Annotated in this window: 10 protein-coding genes; 6 read left to right on the top strand and 4 right to left on the bottom strand. The window is 51.4% G+C overall.

Translation table 11 applies throughout. The features are described 5' to 3' along the window. Positions 1 to 165: 165 nt before the first annotated feature. The 3 genes from ACEVG1_RS14955 to ACEVG1_RS14945 are packed head-to-tail and all read right to left on the bottom strand — an operon-like array spanning position 166 to position 3107. Positions 166 to 843, bottom strand: a complete 678-nt coding sequence (locus ACEVG1_RS14955) for an anaerobic ribonucleoside-triphosphate reductase activating protein (RefSeq protein ID WP_374744559.1) — start codon at positions 841 to 843, stop codon at positions 166 to 168. Next, positions 824 to 1006, bottom strand: coding sequence for an anaerobic ribonucleoside-triphosphate reductase (gene nrdD / locus ACEVG1_RS14950; protein ID WP_374744558.1), 183 nt, complete (start codon positions 1004 to 1006; stop codon positions 824 to 826). The genes ACEVG1_RS14955 and nrdD overlap by 20 nt, the downstream gene beginning before the upstream one ends. After that, positions 984 to 3107, bottom strand: a complete 2124-nt coding sequence (locus ACEVG1_RS14945) for a ribonucleoside triphosphate reductase (protein WP_374744557.1) — start codon at positions 3105 to 3107, stop codon at positions 984 to 986. Before ACEVG1_RS14945 ends, nrdD begins: the two co-directional genes overlap by 23 nt. Positions 3108 to 3266: 159 nt before the next feature. Between ACEVG1_RS14945 and ACEVG1_RS14940 the strand changes: the two genes are divergently transcribed. From ACEVG1_RS14940 to ACEVG1_RS14915, 6 genes are all read left to right on the top strand, one after another. Next, positions 3267 to 4535 carry a CynX/NimT family MFS transporter gene (locus ACEVG1_RS14940; protein ID WP_374744556.1) on the top strand — a complete coding sequence of 423 codons (1269 nt, stop codon included), beginning with the start codon at positions 3267 to 3269 and terminating at the stop codon, positions 4533 to 4535. Between the two features lie 260 nt (positions 4536 to 4795). Continuing rightward, complete coding sequence (locus ACEVG1_RS14935) at positions 4796 to 5002, top strand: hypothetical protein (RefSeq protein WP_374744555.1); 207 nt, start codon at positions 4796 to 4798, stop codon at positions 5000 to 5002. Positions 5003 to 5069: 67 nt separating this feature from the next. Continuing rightward, positions 5070 to 5969 carry a hypothetical protein gene (locus ACEVG1_RS14930; RefSeq protein WP_374744554.1) on the top strand — a complete coding sequence of 300 codons (900 nt, stop codon included), beginning with the start codon at positions 5070 to 5072 and terminating at the stop codon, positions 5967 to 5969. 4 nt (positions 5970 to 5973) lie between these two features. Further along, complete coding sequence (locus ACEVG1_RS14925; RefSeq protein WP_374744553.1) at positions 5974 to 7968, top strand: TonB-dependent receptor plug domain-containing protein; 1995 nt, start codon at positions 5974 to 5976, stop codon at positions 7966 to 7968. A 22-nt stretch (positions 7969 to 7990) separates the two neighbouring features. Continuing rightward, positions 7991 to 8851 carry an MbnP family protein gene (locus ACEVG1_RS14920; protein ID WP_374744552.1) on the top strand — a complete coding sequence of 287 codons (861 nt, stop codon included), beginning with the start codon at positions 7991 to 7993 and terminating at the stop codon, positions 8849 to 8851. Between the two features lie 8 nt (positions 8852 to 8859). Then, positions 8860 to 9885 carry a cytochrome-c peroxidase gene (locus ACEVG1_RS14915; protein ID WP_374744551.1) on the top strand — a complete coding sequence of 342 codons (1026 nt, stop codon included), beginning with the start codon at positions 8860 to 8862 and terminating at the stop codon, positions 9883 to 9885. A 23-nt stretch (positions 9886 to 9908) separates the two neighbouring features. Here the strand turns inward: ACEVG1_RS14915 and ACEVG1_RS14910 are convergent, their stop codons facing one another. Further along, on the bottom strand, positions 9909 to 11732 hold the full coding sequence (locus ACEVG1_RS14910) for a hypothetical protein (protein ID WP_374744550.1): 1824 nt from the start codon (positions 11730 to 11732) through the stop codon (positions 9909 to 9911). Positions 11733 to 11756 lie beyond the last annotated feature (24 nt).

Raw genomic sequence — 11756 nt, 5'->3', positions numbered from 1 at the left:
TAGTCTTCCTCGTATTCTTTTATATAAATGGTAGATTAAAAATAAGTAATAGGTATATAAATGGTACATTATAGGTATTTTCCCCTATGAAGTCCCTATAAAAACCCTATTATATCCCTATAAAGTTCCTATAAATAGTAGGGATTTTCAGAAGAAATATCGGAATTATCCGCGTTCCATGACCCGTATATCATCCACTGATAAGGCAGCTTGGACCGCGTCTCTCCGCGATCGGCCCAGCGCGCCGAGTACGGGCACATCGTTTACATAATGCTGAATGTAATATGGTCCCCTGTAAGCATGCCGCTGTAACCAGCCAACCATCGCCTGCAAATCATCATGGGTAATCAAATCGCTATGCACCGTGGTGCGCACTTCAAACGGCACACTGGACCGATTGAGCAGCGATAGGCTCTCGACAAATTCCGTAAACAAACCCGATTTGGTTATCGTGTGGTAACGGTGCTCCAGCGCCTTGAAATCAAGCGCCACGTAATCGACCAAACACCGCTTTATCAATGCCTTCAGCACTTCCGGCCGCGAGCCATTGGTATCGATCTTCACGTCAAAGCCATACCCCTTCGCCGCCTCAAGCAACGGGAAAATCGTGGGGTGTAACGTACATTCACCGCCACTCAGTACCATGCCTTGCAGCAGCCCCCGGCGCGACTCGAGGAACCCCAGGGCTTCCACCAGGGAGATGTGCCCCTTCCCCAGAACGATATCAGGGTTGTAGCAATAGGTACAACGCATATTACAGCCTGCAAACCAAAGAATGCAGGCTGTTTTGCCGGGAAAATCCAATAGCGTAAACGGCGTGATGCTATAGATGGGTTTCGGCACGGCGTTCGGTGAAATGCGTTCGTTGCCGGTGTTCCCCTTTCTTTCCGATATTGAAACTCTCCACCGGACGGTGGTATCCCATTACGCGTGTGTAAACCAAGCATTTGCTTCGTTTCTCCCGGTTTTGCTCCAAAACCAGGTCATGTTGTTGTTGTGTATCCATCTATTATTGTATGTTGGTGAGTTGCTAAAATAAGTTCGTCGCATTGGGGGCAATACTCATGTTCACCGGATAGATACCCGTGTACGGGGCAGATGCTGAATACCGGTGTAACGGTGATATAGGGCAGTTTGAAATGGCTGATAACCGTACGTACAAAATTCCGGCAGGCATCGGGCGAGCTGAGCCGCTCGCTCATGTACAGGTGCAGTACGGTACCACCGGTGTATTTGCATTGCAGGTTATCTTGCAGCAACAACGCCTCAAAGGGGTCTTCCGTATAATCGACCGGCAGTTGCGAGCTGTTGGTGTAGTAGATATTTTCGCCCTGCCCGGCTTGCAAGATATCCGGGAATCGTTTTTTATCCTCTTTGGCAAAACGGTAGGTCGTCCCCTCGGCAGGCGTGGCTTCCAAGTTGTATAGGTTGCCCGTGCTTTCCTGAAATTCGCGCATACGCATGCGGATATGTTCGAGGATTGCCGTGGCAAACGCTACCCCTTCATCCGAAACGATGTCATACCGATCGCCCGAAAAATTCCGTATCATCTCGTTCATGCCATTCACGCCGATGGTCGAAAAGTGATTTCGGAAATGCGGCAGGTAGCGCTTGGTATAGGGATACAAGCCCCTGTCGTACAGCTCCTGGATGAACTTCCGTTTTTTCTCCAAGGTTGATTTTGCCAGCAGGAGCCAATGGTCGAGCTGCCGATACAGGCCTTCTTTGTCTTCCTTAAAGCGGTAACCCAAACGCGCCATGTTGATGGTAACTACGCCGATGCTGCCGGTCATTTCCGCGCTGCCAAATAAGCCATTCCCCCGCTTGAGTAATTCCCGGAGGTCCAGTTGCAAGCGGCAGCACATGCTCCGCACGGCATTGGGTTTGTACGCTTCCGGATTTTCCACCCGATCGCCCGCCTCATCCAGCATATACTGGCTGCCCACAAAATTCTGGAAGTAGGAAGATCCGATCCTGGCCGTGTTTTCGAATAGGAGTGTCGCATTCTCGCTTTCCCAATCGAAATCTTCCGTGATGTTGACCGTCGGTATGGGGAACGTAAATGGCTGGCCATTGGCATCCCCTTCGGTCATCACAGTGTAATAGGCCCGGTTGATCATATCCATCTCGGGCTGGAAATGTTTGTAGCATAAGTCTTCCAAAAATTCAGCCCCCCGCTCGCGCGCCAAATGGCGCAGTGCTTCATCCTGCAACCCTTCGAAAAGGTGTATTTCGCGCCGTGTGGGAATCTGGTCCTTGAGGTCATCCGGCACGTTCCAGTCGAGCGTGATATTGGTAAAGGGCGACTGCCCCCATCGGGCCGGTACGTTGAGGTTGTACACGAAGCTGCGTATGGCCTTTAACACATCGGCATAAGGCAACTGGTCTTTGAACACGTAGGGAGCCAGGTAGGTATCGAATGAGCTGAATGCTTGTGCACCGGCCCATTCACTCTGTAAGATGCCCAGGAAATTGGCCATCTGCCCAAGGGCTTCGCGGAAATGGGATGGTGGGCGGCTCTCCACCCTACCCCGCACGCCATTGAATCCTTCGTTGAGCAGTACACGCAGGCTCCACCCTGCACAGTATCCCGTTAGGCAGTCGAGGTCGTGGATATGTAGGTCGCCATTACGGTGCGCGTATCCCTCTTCCTTGCTGTATACCTTATCCAGCCAATAGTTGGCAATCACCTTACCGGCGGTATTGTTTATCAGTCCGGCGCTGGAATAGGAAACGTTCGCATTAGCGTTGATGCGCCAGTCCGTTTGCGTGATGTACTCCTCAATGGTCTGCGTACTATCCACATAAGTGGTATCTTCGTTAAAACCATGGATGTGCTCACGCTGTAACTTCCGCGTATGGCGGTACACCATAAAAGAGCGCATGGCTTCGAAGTGCTGCCTTTCGTAGAGGGCCTTTTCGATACGGTCCTGGATTTCCTCCACCGCCCAGGTATCTTTTTCCTCGAGCGATGCCACGACCGTTTCATAGACCGTTTCGTCCAACAACCCGGATACGCTTTCGAAGCCCTTTGTGATGGCGTCTTTGATTTTATAGGATTGGAAGGGCTCGTAAGCTCCGCTCCGTTTGATGACGTACTTTTCCATACATTGTTCGTTATACACACAAAATTATCCCACTTCATTAGTCGACTTTATGACCGTACGCACAATCGGCGGAAAAAGATATACACACCGGGGGCGACATGTGGAAAGCGCTATCCTGCCGTAGGTTGATAATCCTATTGTCAAAATGCGGAATCCATTGTGGCATCGCCCAAATTAACCCTACTTTCGCCCGCGCATGGGATCGGGTCTCACTATCTTGACATGGTAACGGAGCAAACAGCCACGGCGGCGCGATGGAGTAAATTTATTTTGTTGATTGGCATTATTCTGGTAGCCACCAACCTGCGGGCACCTATCACCAGCGTGGGCCCGGTGGTCCCGCAGATCCAAGAGGCTTTGGACCTTTCCAATACGCTGGCAGGCCTCATCACCACCATTCCCCTATTGGCGTTTGCCATGCTCTCTCCCATAGCACCCAAATTAGCCGACAGGTGGCGTATCGAGACGCTGCTTTGGGCCGCCATATGGGCCATCGGTTTCGGGTTGCTTATCCGAGCATCGTCAAATACCGCGTTGCTATTTTCCGGAGCCGCACTCGTAGGCTGCGGCATCGCATTTGGCAACGTGCTTGTGCCACCGTTCATCAAACAGCGATTCCCCAAGAAAATCGGCTTGGTAACCGGCATCTATAGTGTGGCAATGAACATCACCGCTTCGCTAGCATCCGGATTCAGCATTGCGATAGGCCATTGGACGGGCCATGGCTGGAAAGGGTCTATCGGTTTGTGGCTTGTCTTTTCAGTTGTCGGCATCGTCTTCTGGGCACCACAATTGAATCGTAGTTCGAGCGACGCGTCCGCCGATCGATCTGTAGCAAATAGGCAAACAGGCACATCGATGCTGCGGTCGCGACTCGCTTGGTACATCACCCTTTTCATGGGGCTCCAATCACTGCTTTTCTACTGCTCGGTGGCTTGGCTGCCCGTCGTGTTACAGGATTGGGGCATGGCGGCCGAAACATCGGGGTGGGTGTTGTCATTCATCCAATTCACACAGCTCCCCATCATGTTTGTCGGGCCCATCATCATCGGGCGCATGAAAGACCATAAACCGCTGGTATGGTTTATCGGCAGTACATTGGCACTGAGCTTATTGCTCATCATCGGCTGGCGCACGCAGTTCATCATCCCCGCCGTGATCCTTTTCGGCTTGGGCACCGGATTGGCATTCAGCTTGGTGATGATGTGGTTTGTTCTCCGTACGCGGACCACCCGCGAAGCAGCCCGCATTTCGGGCATGTCACAGTCTTTCGGCTACGCACTGGCTGCCGCAGGTCCGCCGCTATTCGGCGCCATATACGACTGGGTGGGAAATTGGGAAACGCCCTTTCTTCTGCTGGCCGCAGCCACCGTCGTTTTATACATCACGGGCATGAAGGTGGCCAAGCCGCAACTGATCGACGGGTAGCATACGAATATATCGATAAAAATGACGGATGTCATTTCCCGGGTGGATTGTTTCATTATCTTTGTCGCGGATGCTTTACGCAAATAAGTAAACGGGTTTTGATACGTTTTTGTGCATATATACTCTTCGTGGCGCTGACACTGCAATCGTTCTATCGCAGTATCATGACCGTGGAGTATCAAATCCACTTACCGGAGTATATTGCAAAGTGTATCAATAAAGACCAACCTCAACTCCATTGCAACGGCCAATGCGTGTTGATGAAGAAAATAGAAGAAAAAGAGGATAAGGAGGCAAAGAAGAATATGGTTATGTACGAATACAGTTCGCTGTATGTGCATAACGGAGGCGTAGCGCTTACTTTGCCCCAGCCACAGGAAGTAACCGACCAGGACCATTTTTCACTTGACCTCGTCGATTACCGATTTAATTACCACACCGCCGTATTCCGCCCACCCATTGGCTAACCTTACCCACAAGGCATAGCTTAAGGTTGTTCCAACCATTGTTCACCAGACATTCGTTAACAACGACATGAAAAAATTATTATTTTTTCTTGGTGCGGTGTGCTTCGCGGCATTATCGTGTACCAAAGAAAAAACGGATTACGAGGGCATTACAGACACTGTTCCCCCCGGCCATACGGTGTTTAAAGAAGCCGCCACCATCCATAGCGGAGGTTACGACATCAGCATTGAGGCACTGAATGGCGCTTTCTATAAAGGTTACAATGAAATCCGCGTGAAAATCACGAATAGCGCAACGAGCGTGACGGCCGAGGTTGCTGGCATCACCTTTTTGCCCATCAACACCGGTGCCGGGGGCGTAACCGGTTCTTGTCCGCATCAATACGAATTGGCGTACAAACCGGACAGCAACTATTACTCGGGCTACTCGGTCTTTACGAGCGAAAGCGACGCGGACGGGAACTGGGCATTGGACATTGGCTTCACCCATGACAACCAAACTTTTACGGCTAAGCTCCCCATCACTGTTCAGGAACAGCCCAACAAAAACCTGAACATGACGGCATTTACGGGAAAAGACGACGAACAGTATATCATCACGTTGGTGGCACCGCTGAGGCCGAAAGTTGCCGAAAACAAGTTGATTGCGGGTATTTACCGGTTGAACGGCACCGACCCTTCCCGGCTAGCGTACACCGAGGCAGGTGGCTACACGCTGCTGCTGGACCCGCGTATGCCGGAGCCCTCCATGGGAAACCATTCGTCGCCCAATAACGTGGACTTGACGCAACAAAGCGACGGATTGTACCACGGCGTGGTCAATTATACCATGACGGGCAACTGGACGCTGAACTTCATCATGCTGAACGCGGACGGAAGAATCGTTAAAGGTACCGAAGTGCCTATGGATTTCACGCCGGGCGTTGAAGGTGTAAAGAGCGAATTGTACATCGATGTTTTGTTCTAAGGATATGAAGCAGCTCCTTATCATTTTTCTAGTTCTTTTCCTCGGAATGAACACGCGCGCGCAACATGTACATTCGGAAAGCGACACCGTCAAAACCCTGGAGGAGGTTAGCGTCACTGCCATCGCCAAGCGAAAAATCGAGACCGAACTGAAAATGGCCGTTTCAGTAGATGAATTTCTGGCCTCCACAGACGGCATCAGTTTCATCAAACGGGGTGCGTATGCCTGGGAGCCCCTGCTCAACAGCATGAGTACGGAGCGTTCGACGGTGACCATCGACGGTATGCACGTGTTTGGCGCATGTACCGACAAAATGGATCCGATCACCTCGTATGTGGAGAGCAACAACCTCGCCACCATCGATGTAACATCCGGTCAGGCGGGTAGCCTGCACGGCGCCACAGTGGCGGGCAGCATTGACCTGAAAAGGAAAAGCACCCCATTCGGCGCGGCTGGCGAAAGGATATGGGGTGGGGCTTACCAAACCGGCTTCGAGTTCAATAACAACCAGTTTTTCAACCTGGGGAACCTGTCGTATGCAGATGATAAGTTTGTGGCAGACGGAAGCATCGCCTTCCGGAAGGCAGGCAATTATTACGATGGTATCGATGCCAAGGTAAACCACTCGCAATACCAGAAATTCAACACGTCGTTGGGGTTGGCATACAAAACGGGGGCACTGTCTTCGGTACGGGTGGATGCTATTTTCGACCAGGCCGACGATGTCGGTTTCCCCGCACTGCCGATGGATTTGTGGCGATCGCGGGCGATTATTACGTCGGCGGCTTACAAGCAGTTGTTCGAAGACGGATGGATGCGGGCATGGGACACCAAGCTTTATTTCAATGCGATGGAGCATTATATGGATGACACCAAGCGCCCCGAAAACCTGGTCCACATGGACATGCCGGGGTGGAGCACTACTTACGGACTGGTTTCCCAAGCTAATTTAAAGCGTGGCGATTACAGCGCTGACATCCAGCTGAATGTGTACAATAACCTGTCGATTGCAGAGATGACGATGTATCCGCAGGACCGGAGCAAGAAAACGATGTTTGCCTACAGCTGGCCCTGGGTTACCACCCGTTTTGCCGGCCTTTCGGTGAATAATGCGTGGGACCTCTCAGAAATAAGCACCGTCAATTTCGGCGGCTCTTTGGGATGGAATTACAACCGTTCCAAATACGTGGAGTTCAACTGGATTTTCCACCCCGGCGCTCCGCAGGAGAAAAACAGGGTGTTGCCGGCCTTGCACGCCAGCTACCAACTCCAGATCGATCGATTTGATTTTTCGGTTGGAACAGGTTATGGACACCGGGCACCTTCGGTCTCGGAAGCGTACGGATATTACATCTACAACAGCTTTGACCGTTACGATTACATCGGGAACCCAGATCTGGAAAACGAGGCTTCGTACGAGGTTAATGCAAGCGCCGGGTTTAAAAACGAACGCATGGGTATCGCAGCCAAGGCAAACTATTTCCACATCAGGAATTACATCGTGGGTCGGATCTTGAGCTTAGGTAGCCCGATGAACTATCAATCGGTCGGCGTGAAAGGATACACGTCGCTAGACCACGCGAAACTGTTCAACCTATCGCTCAATGCCCATTACGATATCCTTACGCATCTCCACTGGAAAGGAACAGCCACCTATGCGCGGGCCATGGACAACCAAGATGGGAATCTGCCGTTTATCCGGCCCCTGAGTTATCAAACATCCCTTCATTTTATGCACAACCATTTTGGGATTCTGACGTCGCTGCATGGTGATTTGGCGCAGGAAAACTTCAGTCCCGAATACGGCGAAGACCTCACACCGGCCTACCGGATCTGGAATGTATCTGCCGATTACACCTTCACCTTCAAAAATTTCAAAACCACGTTGCAGGTAGGGGCAGAAAACTTGTTCAATGCCTATTACAGCACCTACGCCGACTGGGGTAACATCCCGCGGATGGGACGCAATGTTTTCAGCTCGCTGACCTTTAAATTCTAAGAACAACTAAAAATTACTCAAAATGAACATACGTAAAACATATTCCCTGGTATTCGTTGCGTTAGTGGCACTGGCAGCTTGCAGCAAAAACGACAATAACCCTGTTGCCAATAACATCACGCTTCATTTCAACAACACGTTTAAAAATACCCCCATCGTGCTGGGCGAAGCCACATCATCTACCGCTACGGTAAACACCTCTGCCAAAGGACAGGTACACCACTTTTCGGAACTGAAGTACGTAATCAGCAACATCCGTTTGGTGAAAGCGGACGGCAACGAAATCCCGTATAATATCAGCGATTTGGACAAGGGCGCGACCGTCGTAAACCATGCCAAACCGCAGACGCTGGACTATGTGCTGAACAATATTCCGGCGGGGGAGTACAAGCAGCTGAAATTCGGTTTGGGCGTGAAACCCGAACTGAATACGCTGGATGAAGCAAGATTCCCAAATTTTTATGCAGCGGCTGGGGCCAACGACACCGAAATGCATTGGGAATGGGGAACGGGATACCGTTTTACCAAGATTGAGGGTTTTTATGATACAGACCATAAGGAGTTATCCATCCATACCGGAAGCACCGTGGAGGGGACAAATGGCGACCCCGACACCTATACACAGGGGGTCGATGCGTACAGGGATATTACCCTCACGCTTCCCAACAACGCGGTTGTCGGCAGGAATGCACCACGGGTTACCATCAACGCCGATTTTGACAAGCTGTTGAGCGGAAAAACCAATACAATTGCGCTAGGGGACGGAAACGCGACACCAAGTGTCCATACGGCTGCCAACATGGTGCTGTTCGTCGACAACCTGGGGGGTGAGGGATCAAGCGACATCACGGGCATGTTTTCCGTCGGTGGGGTACAGAATTAAGTGAGTTAGTGAAAAAGATATTCACCCTGATTTTCATCTCATCGTTGTTACTATCCTGTAACAGCGATGAGGTTATTGTTCCCCCACCTTTAGATAACCCCGAAATCCCACTGGATATACCGGTTGGTTTCCCGCCACTGAACGGCTCGGTAGCAGGCAATAAGCCCACAAAATATGGCGTGGAGTTGGGAGAGAAATTATTCCATGAGAAGAAATTCAGTGGAAACAATACGATTTCCTGTGCCAGCTGCCACAACCGGTCAAATGCGTTTGCAGATAACCATCCACAAGCCATAGGGATTTACGACCGGGTTGGGCTCCGCAATACACCACCCATCCAGAACCTGGCGTATATGCGATTCTATAATTGGGACGGGAATATCCTCCAACTCGAAAAGCAACCCCTTGTACCTATCATCACCCACGAGGAGATGGATTCCTCGATTTTGGAGGCCATCGGCAAAATAAAGGATGAACGCGCCTACCAAGACCTGTTCAGGAATGCTTTCGGCGATGACCAGATTACGCCCGACCGCATTTACCGGAGCATCGCCCAGTACGCCTATACATTGATCTCTGCCAACAGCAAGTACGATAACGTCATGCGGAACGAGGGCGCGGCATTTACGGAAACCGAGGCCCGGGGTCACCAGATTTTCCAACAGAAATGCGAAGGTTGCCACAGCACGGCGCTCTTTACCGACCAAAGTTTCCGGAACGTCGGCTTTCCCGTGAATCCCAGCACGGAAGAAACCGGCCGTGCACGGGTTACCGGCAAGCCCGAAGATTACATGAGCTTCCGGGTGCCTTCGTTGCGAAATGCCGAATATACGGCCCCGTATGGAAGTTTTGGGCAATTCCCAACCTTGAAAGCCGTATTGGATTACTTTGATAATGGTGTTTTAGCCGCCGAAAACCTCGATCCGAGCCTGAAAGCGAATGGCAATCGGATACCGCTAAGCGAGCAGGAAAAAGAAGATCTTATTGCCTTTATCCATACGCTAAGCGACCCCACATTTGTTGGAAAACGGTAACATCCCTATCGTTCCCGAGCGTCTCAAACAGGCTGCAACATCGGCCTTTTAGCATCAAAAACCAGTTGAAGCAATGTTTTCTCCGCATCGGCCATCGCGGATTTCATATCGTCTATATTTGTCTGCGCATATTGCTGCATGGCCGGCATGATGGATCGATAATAGACAATACCACCCAGCAGATTATCGCGGAACGTCTGGTAGTGGGCGCTTCGCTTTTCGGTAAAATCGTGCTGGTGTTTCTCGATTTCCTTTTTCAGGTAGTCGATATAGAGACGCAGCTCGTTGACGAACAAATTTGAGCGGAAGCGGCTGTTCAACAGATTGGCCGTACCGTAAATATGGCCGACCATTTCCTTGAGCGATGCGATTTTAGAAAAGTAGGCCAGGTTGGGCCCCGGGCATATCGTCACCGCTTTGAGTTTATGCTTGGGCGGGATGCCGTTGGTCAGTACCGCGGGTGCGGCAAGGCCCTCACACAGGCAGTCCTTTTCTACAATCGCTGCTGCAGCTTCCTGGTACGCCTGTTCTTCGGGAAAGTTGATCCTCGCTTCCTTGAGTTTCAGGTGCTGGTATTGCCGGGATGCGGTGCATATAGGCTTATCGGTAAACTCCGTATTAAATGAAAGGAATTTCTTGTGGCACGGGCTGCCCGGCCGATTCCGGACAATCCGTTGTTTCCGTTGTTCTTCCGAACTGCTCGGCCTGAAATTATGGAACGGCACACCCAGCGGCGATGCATCACTCAGGTAGAAATCATCAGGCGCCGCGTTTGCTAACTTCGCCAACGTATCGTCATCCACACTGGTCGCTTCGGGGACCAGCAGGAACGGGCTCCCCCACCCCGTACCATCCAGTTCATAGTAGTCCAATAAAAAACGGTCCTCTCCCGCGGTACCGATACCGCCCTGTACGGTGATTCGTTGTGGGGGGTTGGCTTGGAACCCCAACCGTTGCTTATTTCCGAGCGCTGTGTCGCACAGACCTTTCAGTTCGGCATACAGTGCCTCGCGTTGCGTTTTGAACGTCTCCATAATCGGCCCCAGCAACATACCATCGCTCACGAACGCGTGTCCGCCGCAGTTCAGGCCGGACTCGATGCGAAACTCCGACACCCACAAACCTTTCTTTGCCAATAGCTTGCCCTGGATCAATGCCGAGCGGTAATCGCTGACTTTGAGCGTGATGCGTTTGGCGAGCGCTCCGTCACTACCGGGAAAAAAGTCGTCGAATTGCTCAAAATAACTATAGAGCCGTGGATTGAGCCCAGCCGACAGGATAACAGACGACCGAAGTTTACTCCGCGCAAAACCCCGCAGGGCAGCCAACGCGTCCGAATATTCCGGTGGCAATGGGGTACCATCCGGTGCGTAATTGGCCTTATCCACCTTGGTCATGATATTTACGTCGACCGCTCCCGCTGTAACCGCGGCACGGAGTTCCATGGCCATTTTCCCGCGTTTATCACCACGGCTGGCACACATGGCAAGGTAGTTGCGCTTAGCCGACGACCCTTCCGGCAACAACTCAAAATAACGGGTAAGTTCACTGTCTGCCCCGAAGGGGGCCGCACGCAATTGCTCCATCTGCGCGTCTACGATATCTTGTAGGAGGTTAAGGTACGCCGTAATCCGCCTGGCCCGAGAATCTTCAGCCTTTTGCGAAATAGGGGTAAAAGGTTGGCCGAATTGAGCGGCGTAAAATGCACGCATCTGTTCCAGCAGGTGGTCGTCGGCTAGGGATAATGCCGATGAAATACCAAACCGCGCCACTTTCAGTGGCGTGTCGATGGTAAAACCCAATCCCATGACGGGTATGTGGAACGTGTGTTGGTTGGTATCGTTCATCGTCTATATATATGTATAGCAAAA

The organism is Parapedobacter sp. 2B3 (assembly GCF_041925275.1).
Taxonomy (GTDB): domain Bacteria; phylum Bacteroidota; class Bacteroidia; order Sphingobacteriales; family Sphingobacteriaceae; genus Parapedobacter; species Parapedobacter pyrenivorans_A.
The sequence above is the reverse complement of the archived record's forward strand: the minus strand, read 5'-3'. Positions and strand labels throughout refer to the sequence as shown.

Coding starts and splice junctions, on each gene's coding strand:
- nrdD (WP_374744558.1), bottom strand. CDS start 1,006: ATGGATACACAACAACAACATGACCTGGTTTTGGAGCAAAACCGGGAG.
- ACEVG1_RS14945 (WP_374744557.1), bottom strand. CDS start 3,107: ATGGAAAAGTACGTCATCAAACGGAGCGGAGCTTACGAGCCCTTCCAA.
- ACEVG1_RS14935 (WP_374744555.1), top strand. CDS start 4,796: ATGAAGAAAATAGAAGAAAAAGAGGATAAGGAGGCAAAGAAGAATATG.
- ACEVG1_RS14930 (WP_374744554.1), top strand. CDS start 5,070: ATGAAAAAATTATTATTTTTTCTTGGTGCGGTGTGCTTCGCGGCATTA.
- ACEVG1_RS14925 (WP_374744553.1), top strand. CDS start 5,974: ATGAAGCAGCTCCTTATCATTTTTCTAGTTCTTTTCCTCGGAATGAAC.
- ACEVG1_RS14920 (WP_374744552.1), top strand. CDS start 7,991: ATGAACATACGTAAAACATATTCCCTGGTATTCGTTGCGTTAGTGGCA.
- ACEVG1_RS14910 (WP_374744550.1), bottom strand. CDS start 11,732: ATGAACGATACCAACCAACACACGTTCCACATACCCGTCATGGGATTG.